Here is an 18,757-nt window from a genome sequence, read left to right on the forward strand (position 1 = left end):
GGGGTATTTCTGATGAGCGCGATCGAGGAACTGGAGCGCCGCAACGAGACTCGTTTCGATGAGCGCGCTTTCGTGGATTTTCTCAAGTCGATCGAAGGCCGGTCGGGCTGGGACGGCGGGCGCTGGGAACTGATTGACGGGGTACCGATCGACATGCCGCCAGCCACCTTGCGTCACGGTGCGATCGCGCGCGTCTTCGAGCGTCTTCTGGCATCCGCGCTGAGCCAGAAGGGCTTGCCGCTCGAAGCGACTCGGGAAGTTGGCGTCAGCCATCCCTCCGACGCGACCTTCCGCCCGGTCGCCGATGTGGTCGTCTTCGATCCGGCGGAGGAGATGGCGTCTGGCGGCGAGCGGTTTCTCAAGAGCTGCCGGCTGGTGGCCGAGGTGCTTTCTCCCTCCACCGAGCCCTACGATCTCGTCTTCAAGCGACGCCGCTATACCGAACTGCCGGACTGCCGCCACGTCCTGATGATCGAGCAGGAACGCATGCGCGTTCGCCACTGGTCTTTCCGAAACGGCTGGGCGGAGAGCATCTACGACAAGCCGGACGACCGGATCGAGCTTCCCGAGTTCGGCTTCGCCTGTATTGTCCGCGACCTCTACACCCGGACCGACCTCGCATGAGCATTACCCAGACCGCCTTGCATCCCTCCACTTCCACGCTGCGCCCGACGACCCCGGAAGAGGTTCGCGAGATCGTCGCAGCCGCCATTTCCGCCGAAGAACCGCTGGCGATCGAGGGCCATGGCTCCAAGCGCGGCCTCGGCCGCCCCGTCCAGGCGGCGCGTACCCTGTCGCTGGCCGCCATGAGCGGTGTCACGCTTTACGAGCCGGAGGAACTGGTCCTCTCGGCTAGGGCCGGCACCCCGATCGCCGAGATCGAGCAACTGCTCGACGACAACAACCAGCGCCTGGAATTCGAGCCGCTCGACTATGGCCCGCTGCACGGGCGGGAGCCGGGGCTAGGCACGCTCGGCGGCGTCATCGCCTGCAATCTCGCCGGTCCTCGCCGCCTGAAGCAGGGCGCGGCGCGCGATCACATCCTCGGCGTCGCCGCTGTGTCGGGCCGCGGCGAGATTTTCAAGTCCGGCGGCCGGGTGGTGAAGAACGTCACCGGCTACGACCTCTCCAAGGGTCTCACCGGCTCGTTCGGCACGCTGGCGGTGATGACCGACATCACGGTCAAGGTTTTGCCGAAGAGCGAGACCGAGACCACCCTGGTGCTGCGGGGCCTCGACGACGCCGCCGCGGCCGGCGCGATGGCCGCTTCCATGGGCTCCTCGGCGGAAGTGTCGGGCGCGGCCCACCTGCCGATGTTCGTCGCCGCGCGGGTCGCCGGCGGTACGCTCGGCAAGGAGGCCGCGACGCTGATCCGGCTGGAGGGGTTCGGCCCCTCGGTCGAGGCGCGCGCCGCGCATCTGGGCGCGGCCCTCTCGCGCGTCGCTCCGCTGGAGCGGCTGGAGGCAGACGCCTCCCGCGCGGTCTGGCGCGACGTGCGCGACGTCCGGCCCTTCGCCGACGGCACGGCCAAGCCGGTCTGGCGGCTCTCGGTCACGCCGACGCGGGGGCACGAGATCGTCATGAGCCTGCGCATGCAGACCGCCATCGACGCCTTCTACGACTGGCAGGGCGGGCTGGTCTGGATGCGGATGGAGGGCGAGCCGGACGCATCCCTCGTCCGCGAGACGATCCGCCGTTTCGGCGGTGGCCACGCGACGCTGGTGCGGGCGTCCGAGCCGGTGCGCGCGGCGACCGAGATCTTCCAGCCGCAGCCCGGTCCGCTGGCCGGCCTGACGCGGCGGCTGAAGGAGCAGTTCGACCCGCAGGGCGTGCTCAATCCGGGCCGGATGGGGTAATGTGTGCATTATGCACGGCCGCGAGGCCTCCACGGCAAGGCCGCATGAACCGTGTCCTGTTGGACGAAGGCGTGCCACGCGAATTGGCGAAGGCCACCGCTATCACCAGGGTCATCGCAAGCTTGAGTCCCGCACGTGCGTTCCTCCTTCGACCGGACGGAACCCTGGTCGCAGATTTCGGCCCTTCTTCTCCAGCGCCGCGAGCCTATTGAATGCAAACAACCTTCTCCCCCGCCCAGCTTGCCGATCCGGAAATCGCCCATTCCGAGGGGATCATCCGCAAATGCGTGCATTGCGGCTTCTGCACCGCGACCTGCCCGACCTATGTGACGCTCGGCAACGAGCTCGACAGTCCGCGCGGGCGCATCTACCTGATCAAGGAGATGCTGGAAAACGACCGGCCAGCCGACGAGAAGACCGTCAAGCACATCGACCGCTGCCTCTCGTGCCTCGCCTGCATGACCACCTGCCCGTCGGGGGTGAACTACATGCACCTCGTCGACCATGCGCGCACCCATATCGAACGGACCTATCGCCGGCCGCTGGTTGACCGGATGATCCGCCGGGTGCTGGCGATGACGCTGCCCTATCCGGGCCGCTTCCGGGCGAGCCTGACGATGGCGCGGATCGCGCGGCCGCTGGCGCCACTCTTCGCCGCGGTGAAGCCGCTGAAGCCGCTGGCCGCCATGCTGAAGCTCGCGCCCGCCGCCGTGCCCCCGCGCTCCGCCGTCAACGAGCCCGGCGTGCATCCGGCATCCGGGCCGCGCCGCGGCCGCGTGGCGATCCTGCGCGGCTGCGCCCAGTCGGTGCTCGACCCGAAGATCAACGAGGCGACGGTGCGGCTACTGGGGCGGCTCGGCGTCGAGGTGGTGGTGCCGGAGGGCGAGGGCTGCTGCGGCGCGCTCGTCCACCACATGGGCCGGGAGGACGACGCGCTGGGCTTCGCCCGCCGCAATGTCGACGTCTGGAGCCGCGAGATCGCCGCGGGTGGGCTCGACGCGATCATCGTCACCACGTCGGGCTGCGGCACGACGATCAAGGATTACGGCCACATGCTGCGGCTCGACCCGGCCTATGCCGAGAAGGCCGCGCTGGTGTCGTCGCTGGCGAAGGATGTCACCGAATATCTGTCCGGGCTCGACCTGCCGCTGCCGGCCAACGCGACCGATCTCGTCGTCGCCTATCATTCGGCCTGTTCGATGCAGCACGGCCAGAAGATCACCATGGCGCCGAAAGTGCTGCTGGCGCAGGCCGGATTCACCGTCCGCGACGTGCCGGAGGGGCATCTGTGCTGCGGTTCGGCCGGCACCTACAACATCCTGCAGCCGGAGATCGCCGCGACGCTGCGCGACCGCAAGGTGCGCAATATCGCGAGCATTGCGCCACAGGCGGTAGCAACCGGCAATATCGGCTGCATGACGCAGATCGGCTCGGCGACGGCGATCCCCATTCTCCACACGGTGGAACTGCTCGACTGGGCCTTTGGCGGTGAAAGGCCGGCAAGTCTTGCCGGCATCGAGCCACGCTCCCAGCCGGCCCTGGTCGCCGCGGAATAGGTCTCGACGCAAGAAGGCCCGCCGTCGCCGGCGGGCCTTTCGTGAGAGACGGCTGTATCGCGAATCAGCCGCCGAAGATTGCCGTCAGGATGTTCGACTGAACCGGGCCGAGATCGGCATAGACGTTCTTCGGGCCTTCGCCACGCGGGCCGATGACGATCACCTTGGTACCGTTCGGCACCCGCGAATACAGGTGCTCGACGTCCTCGTTCATCATCCGGACGCAGCCCGACGACATGTTCTGGCCGATCGTCCAGGGCTGGTTGGTGCCGTGGATGCGGAACAGCGAGTCGCGGCCGCCGCGATAGAGATACATCGCCCGCGCGCCGAGCGGGTTCGCGGGGCCGCCTGCCATGTAGGCGGGCAGGATACGGCCCTTGGCGCGCTCGCGCTTGATCATCGCCGCCGGCGGGGTCCAGCCCGGCCACTCCGCCTTGCGGCCCACCTTCATGTTGCCCGACCAGCCGAAGCCTTCCTTGCCGACGCCTACGCCGTAGCGGGTCGCCATGCCGGCGCCCTCGACGAAATAGAGATATTTGCGCTGCGAATCGACGATGATCGTGCCGGGGGCCTCTTTCGTCTCGATCCGCACCTGCTTGCGCATGAACGCCGCCGCGGGACGGCGCTGCTGCACGGCGCGCGTTTGCGACAGGGCCTCGGCGCGCGCGGGGCTGACGGTTTGCCAGCTATTGGTGGCGTAATCATAGCGGCGGGTCTCCTGCGCGCCTGCCTCGACGGTCAGGAGAAGCGCCAGGGCGGCTGCGATGCCGGCACCGATCTTGGCTGATGTCATGCTGTTTTCCTCATACAGGCGGAGCGGCTCTCCAGCGGCGCCGCAACGAGATGCTGCCATGGTCCGGACCGGCTGTCGCCGGCCCGTCATCTGATCGGTGGGTCCTGGATCAGATGTTCCTCGGTGGTGTTGCCGTTAGCGCACGACGACTTTCGTGCCGACGCCCACCCGCTCGTAGAGCTCCATCACGTCCTGATTGCGCATCCGGATGCAGCCGGAGGAGACCGACTGGCCGATCGTCCAGGGCTGGTTGGTGCCGTGGATGCGGTAGAGGGTGGAGCCGAGATAGAGCGCCCGCGCGCCGAGCGGATTGGCCTCGCCGCCTTTCATGTGGGCGGGCAGGATGCGGCCGTTGCGGCGCTCCCGCGCGATCATCTCCTTCGGCGGCGTCCAACCCGGCCATTCGGCCTTGCGGGTGATCGGATGCCGGCCCTTCCAGGCAAAGCCCGGCTTGCCGACCCCAACACCATAGCGCCGCGCCGTGCCGCCCTTGCCGACATGGTAGAGAAACTTCGAGCCGGTATCGACGACGATCGTCCCCGGCTTTTCCTTGCCGTGATAGGCGACGTCCTGCGGCAGGTAGACCGGATCGACATGGTGCTGCGGCACCATCTGGCGCGGTCGCTGCAGTGCCACCTGCTGGGGCTGGCTGGGATGGAAGCCGCGGCGCACCACGCCCTGCGTGCGGCGAGGGTCGACGACCACCGGGGCGGGGTAGCGCACGACGCGCCGCGCGCCGGCCGGTTGCTCGCGAAGCACCGGCCGCGCCCGTCCGACGGCGACCGGCCGGGCGCCAAGCACAGCACCTGAGAGATTGTTGGTCGGGCTGTTCATGTGCGGCCGGCGGTAGCCCGGCACGACGCCGCTGCCCGGCGACAGCTGCAGGATCCATTCGCCGCGCAGCGCCGGAGAGACCTCGACCCCGCGCTGCTGTGCAAAACTCGTCGTCGGATGCCCGATGACGGCCGCAAGGGCTGTGACGGCCATCAATGAAAAAATGCGTCGCATGGCGGATCCTCGTTCCGTTGTTTGGAGCAAGCACGCTCCGCAACCGGTCTCGGCCACAGCTTCGCCGCAAAGCCCGACCGAACGGTAAATGCCGCAAGGAGATGGCAGCACGGTTCTCGAAACCAAATCATAGGGTTAACAAGCCGTATCTGCCGCCGTCCGACGCTCGGTTGGAGCCGGGCATTGGATCGTGAGACGCTTTTTGGTCACACCCGTCCCCATCAGCGACCCGACGGGGCCAGAACTTATTGTGCAGTGCAGCATAAATGTTAGATTGTTGACGCTGGGTCTTCCCGGCGAAGGCCGATCAGAGCCGCAGAGGGAAAACGCCAACAGGGCAGTTCGGGCCGCTACGGCGCGCCCGGGGATCAACCTCGACACGGCCGCCGAACGCGGCTCCTGGAGCATTCCATGATCGCTCTTACCCTGATCGTCTGCCTCAACGCCGCCCCGGCCAATTGCCAGTCCGAGAACGTCGCCTTCGACGGCTCCATCATGCAGTGCGCCATGTTCGGCCAGGCGGCCGCCGTCCAGCACCTGCAGGGGCGGCCGAAATGGCACCTGAAGCGCTATCGCTGCGATACGCGCCGCTTCACGGACGCCTGACGCCGTCACCGCCGGTCCGCGAGTGAGGCGGGGCAACAGGCGGGACGCGCTTGCCGTCTGCGGTTAGCGATCATGCGAGCTACGCGCAACGGGGGCTCCCAGGCTCCGTCCCCCATCTTGTCAGCGTCCGGCCCGCCTGCGATGACGGTTGTCATGAGCGAGCCCCTCGATTCACCGCCCGGCCTGTCGGAAGGCCCCGACGGGCGTCTGCGCTGTGCCTGGCACGGCAGCGACGAGGCCTATCGGCGCTACCACGACGACGAGTGGGGCCGGCCGACGGCAGATGACGACCGCCTGTACGAGAAGCTCTGCCTCGAGGGGTTCCAGGCGGGCCTCTCCTGGCTGACGATCCTGCGCAAGCGCGAGGCGTTCCGCGAACTCTTCCACGGCTTCGCCGTCGACCGCGTCGCGGCGATGGACGAGGACGACATCGCGCGGATCGTCCTCGACGCGCGGATCATCCGCCATCGCGGCAAGATCGTCTCGGCCATCAACAACGCCCGCCGCACCCAGGCGGTGCAGGCGGCGCACGGCTCGCTGGCCGCCTTCCTCTGGGCGCACGAGCCGCCGGCCTCGGAGCGGCCGGAGAGCGTCGACTGGGAATGGCTGCGCGCCAACCCCGTGACCCCCGCCGCGACGCGCCTGTCGAAGGCCCTGAAGCAGGCCGGCTTCACCTTCGTCGGCCCCACGACGGTCTACGCCTTCATGCAGTCGATGGGCTTCGTCAACGACCATGTCGAGGGGTGCTGCGTGCGCGACGAGTGCGCGGCCGAGCGGGCGGCGTTCGTGCGACCGGCATCGGCGTAGGACTGCCGCCGAAAACAAGCGATTGTGCTTGTAAGTCGCCCGGACAAGCACCGCCTCGACTCAGTTCGGCTTGTAGATACCTCGGTCCATAGCATAGAGCGCCATGCCGGCGTGGCCCGCCTGCGGAAAGTGCTGCGATTTTGCTATCTCTTCGATCATCTGGCGTGCGGCCTGCGGGGCAATAGGTCGCGTAGCCTGAGCCGCATTGAGACGGACCTGCCAATTCGCGTGCCCATAGAGCGCAAGCAGCGCCCGGCGCTGGTCGCCTTCGCGGCGTTCCAACTCGTCCTCAACCGCCAAGGCCTCATCGTAGAGCCGATTGAATTGACCGACGAGATTTTCCAGCAGGGCCCTGTCCTGCGCCACCCCGATTTCGGAGTAGCGGGCGATCAGTTGTTCGATCGTCATTTCGCCGCGCTTCGCTCGCGTCATGGTTTCAACACTCCAAAACGCCGCAGGGCGGAAAATCCTATCTCCATCCGTTCCTCCCAGCTTGTCCCCCGCAAATAGCTCCTGGGTGACCGTCCGCCGAAGTTTGGGTTCTTGGAACTAAACCACGCCGTAATTTCCTCGTATCGGTATCGTGGATCCGCACGAGATTATCATAGCCGTTGATCATCGACTGCGGGTAGCCATCCTGCTCGGCGGATGTTTTCTCGACGATGTGGTGGACGTGGGTGCCGTCCCTGTCGGCCTCGGCTTTTACCGCGCGGCGCAGATCGTCGAGCGGGCGCGGTTCGTCGAGCGCGGATCATCCGGCATCGCGGCAAGATCGTCTCCACCATCAACAATGCACGCCGCACCTTGGCCATCCGGAAAACGCACGGCTCGCTGGGCGCATTCCTCTGGGCGCACGAACCGCCGGCCTCGGAACGACCAGCGGCGGTCGACTGGGAATGGCTGCGGGCCAACCCCGTGACCCCCGCCGCCACGCGCCTGTCGAAGGCGCTGAAGCACGCCGGCTTTACCTTCGTCGGCCCGACCACGATCTACGCCTTCATGCAGTCGATGGGCTTCGTCAACGACCATGTCGAGGGGTGCTGCGTGCGCGACGAGTGCGCGGCCGAGCGGGCGGCGTTCGTGCGACCGGCATCGGCGTAGGACTGCTGCCGAAAACAAGCGACTGTGCTTGTAAGTCGCCCGGACAAGCACCCTCTGTAGGCGCCGTAATGCTCATCGAGCTTGAACTCGTTTGGGCGAGGCTCATCCAGACACAGTCATCAAGGAGTCCAGAGAGCGTGGCCGAACCCAGCGTCGGAGTGCCAGCGTGATCCCCTTACTCCGGTATGTAGGTTCCCCGCTCCAGCGCATTCAGCAAACCGATCGCGTCGGCGGCTTGGGGATATTCGCGCCGGGCATGGATCAGTCGAAGCGTCTCTCGCGCCTCGTCCGGCAGAACCGCGAGAGTTGCGATGGCAGCGTTCAAACGGACCTGCGGTTTGATATGATCGAATAACGTCCGTAGCACCCTACGCTGATCGCCCTTCCGCAAGCGCAATTCGTCTACGAGCGCGAGATAGTCGTCCACAAGGCGATTATATCGGCCGTGATCATCCTCGTCGACCGCATGAGATTGGGAAAGACTCACGTCAAGAAACGCTTGGATGAGCTGTCCAACTGAGCAGGACCGATAGTCTTTTTTGGTCATTTGAGCAGGCCTTTTTCACGCAGTTGCTCGAGGCCCATCAAGAAGCGTTCCTCCCAGCTACGACCACGGAGAAAGTTCCGAGGAGACTGCCAATCATATCGAGGATTGCGTCTCTGATACCAAGCCGAGATTTCCTCGTGCCGGTATCGTGGATCCGCACGAGATTATCATAGCCGTTGATCATCGACTTCGGGTAGCCATCCTGCTCGGCGGATGTTTTCTCGACGATGTGGTGGACGTGGGTGCCGTCCCTGTCGGCCTCGGCCTTTACCGCGCGGCGCAGATCGTCGAGCGGGCGCGGTTCGTCGAGCGCGGTTTCGATCTCGTCGAAAAAGCCGGTGAGATAGCCAACGGCCTCCAACGCGCGGGCCGCCAACGCGATACGCCGCTCCGGCAGACGACGAAGCGCCCGCAGCAACCACAGCGCCCAGCGCTTGGCGACACGATTGCGCGCCGTGTCCGTTCCCGGATCGCGCTTCGGCAGTTCCGGCGGGTCCTCCATCGGCGGGCCGCCATTGTGGCCGATGCGGGGCTTCGGCAGCTTCAGGCGCGGACTTTTCGGCGGCGTCCTGGGCGATCCTCCGGCTGCCGGTGTCGTCCTCGGGCCGGGGATATCGATCTGCAGGGGCTTGCCGCCGCCTCCCCGCCGCCAGCGGCCGGAGATGCGCCCACTGCCCCTGGGATGCCGCACCTGGCTGGGGTCGAAGCCGGCCTTGAAGGCTAGCGATTTCAGCCGCAGCGCCGCCACGGTGACGCGCAGGCCAGCGATCTCTGCGCGCAGGCTGCTCAGAGGCAGGCTCGTCGCCGCACTGTCCACTGTGGCCTCTCGTCTTCCCATGCCTCGCCATCGACCGCCTCGATGCTACGGGGACCCGCGAGGGGTGGGGATTACATCTTTAGCCGTGCTGTTCCTGGCTTGCCTTCGTGGCGGTTAGGATAGCCCGGCGCAGCGCCCCAGAGCGCCGCGTCGGGCAGCGGGCGGGACTGGCGGGGATTGGCCTTGTCGGCCGTAACTTATCTGCTCCGCACGCTCATCTAAGATTGTCCACGACCTTGTTGGATGTTGGCGCCCTTGTCGTCGAGGGCGGTGCGGTCACCTCCTTCGATGCCACGATGCGCGATACTCTTCGAGGATGCTGCGGACCGACAGGACCCCGGTGCTCCATTCGCCCAAGCGCGCCCTCCGGTTCTGGCTTTGCACTTGAACGCCGGCGATTGCCCTCGCCCTTCCTCCCGTCGTCATCCCCGGGCTTGACCCGGGGACCCATTCCAAATCGTCCAAGCTGCCGTTCACCGCGCAGAACGCCTGCTTGGCGTCCCTCTGCTACTCTCTCCCGAAGCGGCGGCTGCACCGTCGAGGCCTGGATCCTCGGGACGGGGCCCGAGGATGACGACCTTGTTGGGTGTCGGGGCCGACCCGCCCCCCCACACCCCCTTGCCTTGCCGAAAACCGGAGCACGCGGTAGGGGAACGCCGCAGGGACGCGGCCTCTGGCGCCCGTCGAACCTCCTCCGGAATGCAATCATGGCCGACAAGAAGAAGAAACCGACCAGGGTCAACGCACGGCTGCCGCGAGGTTTTGTCGATCGCGACGCGGCCGATCTGCGCGCCCAGGATGCGATGCTGGCGACGATCCGCCGGGTCTACGAGACCTATGGCTTCGAGCCGGTCGAAACGCCGATGTTCGAATATACCGACGCGCTCGGAAAATTCCTGCCCGATGCCGACCGGCCGAACGAGGGCGTGTTCTCGCTGATGGACGACGACGAGGCGTGGATGTCGCTCCGCTACGACCTCACCGCGCCGCTCGCCCGCTATGTCGCGGAGAATTACGAGACCCTGCCCAAGCCCTATCGCAGCTACCGTGTCGGCCATGTCTTCCGCAACGAGAAGCCGGGGCCGGGCCGCTTCCGCCAGTTCATGCAGTTCGACGCCGACATCGTCGGCGCGCCGAACGTCTCGGCCGATGCCGAGATGGCGATGATGATGGCCGACACGATGGAGGCGCTGGGGATTCCGCGCGGCCAGTACGTGATCCGGGTCAACAACCGCAAGGTGCTGGACGCGGTTCTGGAGGCGGTCGACCTCGGCGGCGAGGAGAATGTTGGAAAACGCCTAACGGTGCTGCGGGCGCTCGACAAGCTCGACAAGTTCGGCGTCGATGGTGTGGTGGCGCTATTGAGCGTGAAAGGCCGGCGAGACGAGTCAGGCGATCATACACCTGGCGCCGGTTTGGATGATGAGCAGATCACGACTCTGCTAAACATCATTGGTTGGAATGAGCCCAACTCCGGCGCGAAGAGCTCAGCAAATGATGCGCTGACCGTGGCCAACTTGAAGGACGCGCTGATCGCTGCGGGCGTCTCGGATACAGGCGCAGATGAGCTGAACGACATCAATTCGATGGTCGCTGCCGCTGGCTACGACGACGGCCGCGTTCGTATCGATCCCTCCGTCGTCCGCGGCCTCGAATACTACACCGGCCCGGTCTTCGAGGCGGAGCTGCTGTTCGACGTGGTCAACGAGAAGGGCCAGAAGGTGCAGTTCGGGTCGGTCGGTGGTGGCGGGCGCTATGACGGGCTGGTGTCGCGCTTCATGAGCCAGCCGGTGCCGGCGACGGGCTTTTCCATCGGCGTCTCGCGGCTGATGACGGCGCTGAAGAATCTCGGCCGGCTGGAGGCCGCCGAGCGGCCCGGCCCGGTGGTCGTCACCGTCATGGACCGCGACCGCATGGCGGACTACCAGGCGATGGCCGCGAAACTGCGCGCCGCGCTGAACACCGACGCGGACGGCAACCCGACCGCCGAGCCGGTGCCGGTCGAGGTGTTCCAGGGCAATCCGAAGCAATTCGGCAAGCAGCTGCAATATGCCGACCGCCGCAACGCCCCGGTGGTGATCATCCAGGGCGGCGACGAGAAGGCGGCCGGCAAGGTCCAGGTCAAGGACCTGATCGAGGGCAAGAAGATCGCCGAGACGATCGAGGACAATGCCGAATGGCGCGAGGCCCGCGCCGGCCAGGAACTGGTCGACGAGGCGGACATGGTCGCGGCCGTGCGCGCTATCCTCGCCCGCCACGCAGGGCAGGCCTGAGACGGTGAGCGACACCGCCGCGATCCCGTTCGAGACGGCGCTGGGCGCGCTCTTCGCCGCGCGCGGGACGGAGCGCGTGCGCGTGCCGATCATCCAGCCGGCCGAGCCCTATCTCGACACGGCCGGGGAGGCCTTCCGCCGCCGCATCTTCATGACCCGCGGCGAGGCCGGCGAAAATCTTTGCCTGCGGCCGGATTTCACTGTGCCGGTCTGCCGCGACCATGTCGCCAGGGCCCAGCAGCTGCCGCGCCGCTATTCCTATCTCGGCCTGGTCTTCCGCCAGCGCACGGGCGGGCCGGCGGAGTTCTTCCAGGCCGGGATCGAGGATCTCGGCGAGGAGAACCGCGCGACGGCGGATGCCCGGGCGCTTGCCGACGCGCTGGCGGGCCTGGCGGCCTGCGGCGTCGAGGCCGCGGCGCAGGACATCGTTCTCGGCGACCAGGGCCTGTTCGAGGCGTTCCTGCGCGCGCTCGGCCTGCCGGAAGGCTGGCAGCGGCGGCTGATCCGAACCTTCGGCCATGACGACCAGCTGGAGGCGGCGCTGAAGGCGCTGGCGAGCGGCGGCGCGGCAAAGCTCGAGAACGTCGAACCCGACATGCTGGATCTGGCGCGCCAGCGGGAGGAGGGCGCGCTGACTCGGGCGATCCGCCGCCGCATGGACGAAGCGGGTCTGCCGACGCATGCCGGGCGCTCCCCCGGCGAGATCGCCGCACGGCTGATCGAAAAGGTCGCAGTCGCCGAAGCGCGGCTGAGCGAGGCCTCGCTCGGCCTGCTGCGGCGCTTTCTTGCGGTCGATTGCCCGCTGGCGGAAGCCGCCGATCGGCTGCGGGCGCTGGCGGAAGAGGCCGGGCTCGATCTCGGCCGGGCGCTGACCGTCTTCGAGACGCGCAACCTGGCGCTGCTCGCCGCAGACGTCGACCTCAAATCCGTCCGCTATCGGGCCGCCTTCGGCCGGCCCATCGACTATTATACGGGGCTGGTCTTCGAGGTCCGGGCGCACGGCTCCGACCAGCCGCTCGCTGGCGGCGGCCGCTACGACCGGATGATGACGATGCTCGGCGCCGCCGAACCGATTCCGGCCGTCGGCTTCTCGCTGTGGCTCGACCGGATCGGCGATGCGCTCACGGGGGATGCGCGATGAGCGTGACGCTGGCGATCCCGTCCAAGGGCAGGCTGAAGGAAAAAGCGCTGGCGGCACTGGCGCAGGGCGGCATCGACGTCGCGCCGGCCGCCGACGAGCGCAGCTACCGGACCGTGGTGACCGGTGCGCCTGGGCTCGAGGTGCTGCTCTTGTCGGCCTCGGAGATCGCGCGGGAGCTCCGCGACGGTGCGATCGATTTCGGCATTACCGGCGAAGACCTGATCCGCGAGACCATGACGGAGCCGCAGGACGCAGTGGAGATCGTCGCGCGGCTCGGCTTCGGCCAGGCCGACGTGGTGGTCGCCGTCCCCGATGCCTGGCTGGATGTCGAGACCATGGAGGATCTCGGCGACGTCGCGGGCTCCTGGCGCACGCGCCATGGCAGGCGGCTGCGGGTCGCGACGAAATACTGGCGGCTGACGCAGAGCTTCTTCACCCGCCGCCACGGCATCCAGAGCTATCGTATCGTGGAAAGCCTCGGCGCCACCGAAGGCGCGCCGGCCGCCGGCTCTGCGGACATCATCGTCGACATCACGTCTACCGGTTCGACCCTGACGGCGAACCATCTGCGGATATTGTCGGACGGGTTGATCCTGCGGTCACAGGCGTGCCTGGTGCGCTCGCTGGTCGGGCGCCGCGACCCTGAGGACGCGGCGCTGGCCGAGAGGTTCGCGGCGCGGTTCCGCTAAAGGCGGGCACCGCGCCGTTCGATCAGGCGTAGCGGCTTTCGCGCTTGGTCTTGTCGACGGCCAGCGCCCCGGCGCCGGAGCCGGCGAGGACGAGGAAGCCACCGGCGAGCGCGATGTTCTTGAGCAGCGCGCTCTGCTCGCCGAGATGCGCGATGACGCCGGTCGCCACGCAGAACAGCGCCAGCGCGATGGCGACGACCCGAACCTGATAGCCGGCGAGGATGGCGAGCCCGCCAAACAGCTCGAAGGCACCGACCAGGTAAGCCATGACCAGCGGCGCGGGGAAGCCGAGGCTGGCGAGATAGCCCGAGAAGCCCGCGGCGCCGACCAGCTTGCCGAAGCCGCTGACGATGAAGATGACCGAGAGTAGAACCCGGCCGGCAAGGATGAGATGAGGGTTCATGCGAAGTCTCCGATTGCCCGAGGGGCAAAAGACCCCTTCGTTTCGACAGACGGCAAAATAAACGGTCTTTGGGCGAAATGCAGCCGGCGCGACAGCCGACGAATTGTCAACTGAAATCGATACAATCGAGATCGGAAGGGTGACGGCACTGCGCGCCGCCACCTGCCGCAAACATGTGCCGTCAGCCCGGCCGGATCATCGCCGCTGGGTCGACGATGCGGTCGTAGTCCTCGCCCGACACGTGGCCCGAGGCGATCGACTCGTCGCGCAGGGTCGTGCCGTTCTTGTGTGCCGTCTTGGCGATATGGGCGGCCTTGTCGTAGCCGATGCTCGGGGCGAGCGCCGTGACCAGCATCAGCGACTGCTCCATCAGGCTCTTGATCCGCGGCTCGTTGGCCTCGATCCCGTCGACGCAGTTCTCGGCAAAACTTTCCATGCCGTCGGCGAGCAGGCGGATCGACGTGAGCACCGCCTTGGCGATCACCGGCTTGAAGACGTTGAGCTCGAAATGGCCTTGGGATGCGGCGACCGTCACCGTGGTTTCGTGGCCGAAGATCTGCGTGGCGACCATGGTCAGTGCTTCGGCCTGGGTCGGATTGACCTTGCCCGGCATGATCGAGGAGCCCGGCTCGTTGGCGGGCAGGTTGAGCTCCCCGAAGCCCGAGCGCGGGCCGGATCCGAGGAAGCGGATGTCGTTGGCGATCTTCATCAGGTCGGCAGCGAGCGTGTTCAGCGAACCGTGGAAGAACGTCAGCGCCCCATGCGAGGCCAGCGCCTCGAACTTGTTCTCGGCGGTGCGGAACGGCTCGCCGGTGAGCGTGGCGATCTCCGCCGCGACGGCGACGTCGAAGCCTTCCGGCGCATTCAGCCCGGTGCCGACGGCGGTACCGCCCTGGGCGAGCGCGTAGACGCCGTCCAGCGCGTCGGCGATCCGCTTCTTCGACAGCTGCAGCGCCGCCGCATAGCCGGAGAATTCCTGGCCCAGCGTCACCGGCGTCGCATCCTGCGTATGGGTGCGGCCGATCTTGATGATGTGGGCGTATTCCTTCGCCTTGGCATCGAGCGAACGATGCAGCCGGTCGAGCGCCGGCAGCAGCAGCTTCCGCGTTTCGAGCACCGTCGCGACATGCATGGCGGTCGGGAACACGTCGTTCGACGACTGGCTCATGTTGACGTGGTCATTCGGGTGGATCGGCTGTTTCGAGCCCATCGTCCCGCCGAGCATCTCGATCGCCCGGTTGGAGATCACCTCGTTGACGTTCATGTTGGTCTGGGTGCCGGAGCCGGTCTGCCAGACGACCAGCGGAAAGTGGTCGTCGAGCTGGCCGGCGATGATCTCGTCGGCGGCCTTCTCGATCGCATCGGCGACCGCGCCGTCGAGTCGGCCCATGGACGTGTTGACCCGGGCAGCAGCCTTCTTGACCAGCGCCAGGGCGGTGATCAGCGGCATCGGCTGGCGATCGCCGCCGATCCGGAAATTGTTCCGCGAGCGCTCGGTCTGCGCCCCCCAGTAGCGGTCCGCGGCAACGTCGATCGCGCCGATGGAATCAGTCTCGCGCCGTGTCTGGCTCATGCCCACCTCCAAATCTGTCGCGGCCGCGGCAAAGGCGGCCGGCCGGGGATAACTATTCCGCTTCGCGTGGAATCGGAACCCCCGCAAGGGCTGGAGGACGCCGGGAAACGCCCGCCGGTCGATCAAGCCAGACCTGCTGTGCGGTGCGGGAAGATGAAATGTCTGCGTTACTGATAAATCAGTTTTGAGCCGATGTGACCGGTCCGCCTCTTCAGTTACGATCAACGCGTCCACAGTTTCCACTCGCCAACAGAACAACGGATCTTGACGCGGCGACTGGGTCAGCCGGCGGCCAACGGGATATTGTCTGTTGTGGGTCGAGAAAAATAAAGGGAGGTCAAGGAATGAAGCGGATCGTAGCAGCAGGTGCGGCAATTATACTTTCGGTGGCGCCGGCGTTGGCGGTGACCGTGCACAACCGCGACGACGACACGAGGCAGGTGACGTTCGACAAGGGAGCAGACGAGGTGATGCATCCGGTGGAGGCCGGCACGTCGGTGACCGAGCCCTGCCCGGAAGGCTGCGCGGTGCGGGTCGCCGGCCGCGGCCATGATTTCCTTGCCGAGGACGGCGACATGCTGGCGATCGACGACATGGTGATCACGCGCGACACGGAAGCGCTGGAGGTCGACAACCGCTAGCCGGGGCAGGGGAAGCGGCGGAAGCCGCAACACATGAGCCGCCGCCGCGGCGGCTCATGTCAGGCGGGACGAATCATCCCGCCGGGCAATGGGCGCCGGTGGCTGCCCAGGCTTCGTAGAGGGCGCCGAACTCTTCCTGCGTGCCCGGTACCTTCTCTCGGCCGGCACCCGGCTCCCAGCCCCAGCCGACCAGATCGTCCGAGGCCATGTGCTCGACCAGCTCGGCGAGCGACTTGCCGCCATTGCGGTCGACATCCTTGATCTGTTCGCAGATCTCGCCGAGCGAGCGGCCTTCCCAGGCCATCTCGATCGGGGCGAGGTGCCAGTTCGGGTTGCCGGGGATCGACTGGATGCCCTCGGCCTGGGCGACGAGCCCGACATTCTCCGGCCCGTGGCAGGTGTTGCACTGCATGCCGACGGCGCCGAAATTCGCCTCGCCCCGCACCACCGGCGGCTGATGTGGATGCATGTCCAGGCCCTGCAGCGGCCGGTTGCCCGCCGGGTGGCAGTTCACGCAGCGCGGATGCAGGAGCACCTTGCCGGTCTCCTCGAAGATCGCCACCGACCGCGCCGCCTCGTCGGCGATGTTATCGAAATCGGACACTGGGCGCAGCGACTGCTCGCCCTGCGGCTGTGTCGATACCGCAGGCGTCGACGGTTCGGGCGCGCCGGGCGCGCGCTCCTGCGCGACGGCTGATGCCGCCACCGCGAGGCCGAACGCGAGCGCGATGCCGGTCAGGCGACCGGCAAGGATTGTCTGTGACGTCACGAGTCTGGTCCTGTTGTTCACGACGTGAGGCCGCCGACGATCGGCAGGCGGCGAACGGGCTGGCCGGTCAGGCGACGCCAGGCATTGGCCACAGCCGGCCCGATCGGGGGCACGCCCGGCTCGCCCACTCCGGTAGGCGGCTCGCTGGACTCGATGATCGCCACCTCGACCTCAGGCATCTCGTCGATCCGCAGCGAGCGATAGTCGTGGAAGTTCGACTGCATGATCTTGCCGCCATCCCCGAGCGTGATCTGGTCGAACAAGACGGCGCCGAGGCCGTAGCCGATGCCGCCTTCCATCTGCGCCCGGATCACGTTCGGGTTGACCGCGACCCCGCAATCCACCGCGCACCATACCTTGTGGACGCGCGGCCCACCGTCGGCGCCGATCGAAACCTCGGCGATCTCGGCGACGTAGGTATTGAAGCTCTTGTGGACCGCAACGCCACGCTGACGCCCGTCGGGGACCGGCGAGCCCCAGTCGGCGAGTTCGGCGACCCGCTTCAGCACGCCCGTATGGCGCGGATGTTCCGACAACAGCGCCAGCCGGCCGTCGACCGCGTCCTTGCCGCCGCGCTCAAGCAGCTCGTCGATGAAGGTCTCGACGGCAAAGCCGGTATGGGTATGCCCCACCGAGCGCCACCAAAGGGCGGGCACCTGCAGCTCGGTCTGGTGGGCGCGCACCCTGAGATTGGGGATGGTGTAGGGAAGGTCCGACGCGCCCTCGACGGTCGTGTCGTCGAGCTCGGTCTTCTTCATGATCGACTGGCCGGCGATCACCTGGTCCCAGGCGACGATGTTGCCCTCCGCGTCGATCGCCCCCTTCAGCGAATGGACGTAGATCGGCCGGTAGAAGCCGCCGCGAATGTCGTCCTCGCGGGTCCACATGTGCTTGATCGGGCGGTTCATGCCGGAGGCCGCGAACACCGCCGCCGCTTCCCGCATGTAGGGCGAGCCAAACTGCGCGCGCCGGCCGAAGCTGCCGCCGGCGAGCTGCGTGTGGATGCGCACCATGGCGGGATCGACCCCGCAGGTCTCGGCGATCGCCGCCTTGTCCTGGCCCGGGAACTGCGAGCCGGTATAGCAGTCGATCGAGCCGTCATCGGCGCGGACCAGCACGGCGTCGAGCGGCTCCATCGGGGCGTGGGCAAGGAACGGGAACACCAGCTCCGATTCCAGTCGGGTGATGCCGTCACCGGACAGCGCCGCCTCGACGTCGCCATTGTCGGTCGCGCCCAGCAGTTCGCCGCCGATCAGCCGGCGGTAGTCGTCGTAGATTTCCTCGCTCGAGCGCGATTCCGCGGCGGCGAGGTCCCATTCGATGGTCAGTGCCGCGCGGCCCTTCAGCGCCGCGAAGGTGTTCTCGGCATAGATCGCGATGCCTTGAGGCACCCGCTTGACGTCGACGACGCCGGCGACCTGACGGGCGGCGCTGTCGTCGTAGCTCTTCACCGTGGCGCCGAAATGCTCCGGATGCGCGACCATGGCGATCAGCATGTCGTCGGCGAGGACGTCGAGGGTGAAGATCGCCGTGCCGTCAGTCTTGGCCGGCGTGTCGAGCTTCGGCCGGTCCTTGCCGATCAGGACGAAGTCCTTCGGGTCCTTCAGTGCCGGGTTGGCGGGCGGCTCCATCGTGGCGGCCTTGTCGGCGAGTTCGCCGAAGCCGGTTTCCCGGCCGCTGGCGGCGTGGCTGACGCGGCCCTTCGAGACAGTGATCTCGCCGGCGGGCACGTCCCACATCTCAGCCGCCGCCGCGACCAGCATGGCCCGCGCCGTCGCGCCGGCGACGCGCATCTGCTCCCATGAGTTGGCGATGGCGGTTGAGCCGCCGGTGCCCTGTAGGCCAAAGGCGAGGTTCTTGTAGATCTCGTCGTCGGCTGGCGCCGCGGCAGCGCGCATCTGGCCCCAGTCGGCATCGAGCTCTTCGGCGACGATCGTGGCGAGGCCGGTATAGGGGCCCTGGCCAAACTCGATGTGCTTCGACAGGATGGTCACAGTGCCATCCGTCGCGACGCGCACGAAGGCGTTGAGGTTCTGCACCGGACCCACGGCATCGGCCGGCGTGCCCTTGAGCAGGGCGCTCGCCGCGAGCGACCTCGTCGCCAGCGCCACGCCGATGACGAGCCCGGTACCGGCCAGGAAGCTGCGCCGGGAGACCTTGATGTTCTGAATGCCCAT

General features: G+C 67.2%; 18 protein-coding genes and 1 pseudogene. 10 read left to right on the forward strand and 9 right to left on the reverse strand.

Annotated elements, in window-relative coordinates:
• The first annotated feature begins 12 nt into the window (after nt 1–12).
• The 3 genes from GGR03_RS09410 (at nt 13) to glcF (ending at nt 3,412) form a co-directional block, all read left to right on the forward strand.
• Nucleotides 13–624, forward strand: a complete 612-nt coding sequence (locus tag GGR03_RS09410) for a Uma2 family endonuclease (RefSeq protein WP_183207375.1) — start codon at nt 13–15, stop codon at nt 622–624.
• Nucleotides 621–1,856, forward strand: a complete 1,236-nt coding sequence (gene glcE, locus GGR03_RS09415; RefSeq protein WP_183207376.1) for a glycolate oxidase subunit GlcE — start codon at nt 621–623, stop codon at nt 1,854–1,856. Before GGR03_RS09410 ends, glcE begins: the two co-directional genes overlap by 4 nt.
• A gap of 212 nt (nt 1,857–2,068) precedes the next feature.
• Nucleotides 2,069–3,412 (forward strand): glycolate oxidase subunit GlcF, encoded by a 1,344-nt coding sequence (glcF, locus tag GGR03_RS09420; protein WP_183207377.1) that lies wholly within the window; start codon nt 2,069–2,071, stop codon nt 3,410–3,412.
• A 64-nt stretch (nt 3,413–3,476) separates the two neighbouring features.
• Here the strand turns inward: glcF and GGR03_RS09425 are convergent, their stop codons facing one another.
• Nucleotides 3,477–4,205, reverse strand: coding sequence for a L,D-transpeptidase (locus GGR03_RS09425; RefSeq protein WP_183207378.1), 729 nt, complete (start codon nt 4,203–4,205; stop codon nt 3,477–3,479).
• 135 nt (nt 4,206–4,340) lie between these two features.
• Nucleotides 4,341–5,213: a L,D-transpeptidase gene (locus GGR03_RS09430; protein WP_246367773.1), complete on the reverse strand. Its 873-nt coding sequence runs from the start codon at nt 5,211–5,213 to the stop codon at nt 4,341–4,343.
• Nucleotides 5,214–5,624: 411 nt separating this feature from the next.
• On the opposite strand from GGR03_RS09430, the gene GGR03_RS09435 reads away from it, so the two are divergent.
• Both GGR03_RS09435 and GGR03_RS09440 read left to right on the forward strand, forming a co-directional pair.
• On the forward strand, nt 5,625–5,819 hold the full coding sequence (locus GGR03_RS09435; protein ID WP_183207379.1) for a hypothetical protein: 195 nt from the start codon (nt 5,625–5,627) through the stop codon (nt 5,817–5,819).
• A gap of 153 nt (nt 5,820–5,972) precedes the next feature.
• Complete coding sequence (locus GGR03_RS09440; protein ID WP_183207380.1) at nt 5,973–6,626, forward strand: DNA-3-methyladenine glycosylase I; 654 nt, start codon at nt 5,973–5,975, stop codon at nt 6,624–6,626.
• 60 nt (nt 6,627–6,686) lie between these two features.
• On the opposite strand, the gene GGR03_RS09445 is transcribed toward GGR03_RS09440, so the two are convergent.
• Nucleotides 6,687–7,058, reverse strand: a complete 372-nt coding sequence (locus GGR03_RS09445) for a DUF2019 domain-containing protein (protein ID WP_183207381.1) — start codon at nt 7,056–7,058, stop codon at nt 6,687–6,689.
• Nucleotides 7,059–7,370: 312 nt separating this feature from the next.
• On the opposite strand from GGR03_RS09445, the pseudogene GGR03_RS09450 reads away from it, so the two are divergent.
• Nucleotides 7,371–7,727: pseudogene (locus tag GGR03_RS09450) on the forward strand (DNA-3-methyladenine glycosylase I); the annotation flags it as partial.
• A 175-nt stretch (nt 7,728–7,902) separates the two neighbouring features.
• Here the strand turns inward: GGR03_RS09450 and GGR03_RS09455 are convergent.
• Both GGR03_RS09455 and GGR03_RS09460 read right to left on the reverse strand, forming a co-directional pair.
• Complete coding sequence (locus tag GGR03_RS09455) at nt 7,903–8,274, reverse strand: DUF2019 domain-containing protein (protein ID WP_183207383.1); 372 nt, start codon at nt 8,272–8,274, stop codon at nt 7,903–7,905.
• Between the two features lie 37 nt (nt 8,275–8,311).
• Complete coding sequence (locus tag GGR03_RS09460) at nt 8,312–9,091, reverse strand: hypothetical protein (RefSeq protein WP_183207384.1); 780 nt, start codon at nt 9,089–9,091, stop codon at nt 8,312–8,314.
• Nucleotides 9,092–9,798: 707 nt separating this feature from the next.
• Here GGR03_RS09460 and hisS point away from each other — a divergent pair.
• From hisS to hisG, 3 genes are read left to right on the forward strand one after another with little or no spacing between them, the layout of a single operon-like run.
• Nucleotides 9,799–11,364: a histidine--tRNA ligase gene (gene hisS, locus GGR03_RS09465; protein WP_183207385.1), complete on the forward strand. Its 1,566-nt coding sequence runs from the start codon at nt 9,799–9,801 to the stop codon at nt 11,362–11,364.
• A gap of 4 nt (nt 11,365–11,368) precedes the next feature.
• Nucleotides 11,369–12,505, forward strand: coding sequence for an ATP phosphoribosyltransferase regulatory subunit (locus tag GGR03_RS09470; protein WP_252920181.1), 1,137 nt, complete (start codon nt 11,369–11,371; stop codon nt 12,503–12,505).
• Entirely contained in the window at nt 12,502–13,194 is a 693-nt protein-coding gene (gene hisG, locus GGR03_RS09475; RefSeq protein WP_183207387.1) for an ATP phosphoribosyltransferase, read from the forward strand. The genes GGR03_RS09470 and hisG overlap by 4 nt, the downstream gene beginning before the upstream one ends.
• Before the next feature lie 22 nt (nt 13,195–13,216).
• Here hisG and GGR03_RS09480 read toward each other — a convergent pair whose 3' ends face one another.
• Nucleotides 13,217–13,597 carry a DoxX family protein gene (locus GGR03_RS09480; RefSeq protein WP_183207388.1) on the reverse strand — a complete coding sequence of 127 codons (381 nt, stop codon included), beginning with the start codon at nt 13,595–13,597 and terminating at the stop codon, nt 13,217–13,219.
• 181 nt (nt 13,598–13,778) lie between these two features.
• Complete coding sequence (gene fumC / locus GGR03_RS09485; protein WP_183207389.1) at nt 13,779–15,170, reverse strand: class II fumarate hydratase; 1,392 nt, start codon at nt 15,168–15,170, stop codon at nt 13,779–13,781.
• A gap of 344 nt (nt 15,171–15,514) precedes the next feature.
• Between fumC and GGR03_RS09490 the strand changes: the two genes are divergently transcribed.
• Nucleotides 15,515–15,811: a hypothetical protein gene (locus GGR03_RS09490; RefSeq protein ID WP_183207390.1), complete on the forward strand. Its 297-nt coding sequence runs from the start codon at nt 15,515–15,517 to the stop codon at nt 15,809–15,811.
• Nucleotides 15,812–15,884: 73 nt separating this feature from the next.
• Here GGR03_RS09490 and GGR03_RS09495 read toward each other — a convergent pair whose 3' ends face one another.
• Together GGR03_RS09495 and GGR03_RS09500 are read right to left on the reverse strand one after the other, a co-directional pair.
• Nucleotides 15,885–16,580, reverse strand: coding sequence for an Isoquinoline 1-oxidoreductase subunit (locus GGR03_RS09495; protein WP_252920182.1), 696 nt, complete (start codon nt 16,578–16,580; stop codon nt 15,885–15,887).
• Between the two features lie 17 nt (nt 16,581–16,597).
• On the reverse strand, nt 16,598–18,757 hold the full coding sequence (locus GGR03_RS09500) for a xanthine dehydrogenase family protein molybdopterin-binding subunit (RefSeq protein ID WP_183207391.1): 2,160 nt from the start codon (nt 18,755–18,757) through the stop codon (nt 16,598–16,600).

It is taken from the genome of Aurantimonas endophytica, assembly GCF_014196845.1.
Classification (GTDB): domain Bacteria; phylum Pseudomonadota; class Alphaproteobacteria; order Rhizobiales; family Rhizobiaceae; genus Aurantimonas; species Aurantimonas endophytica.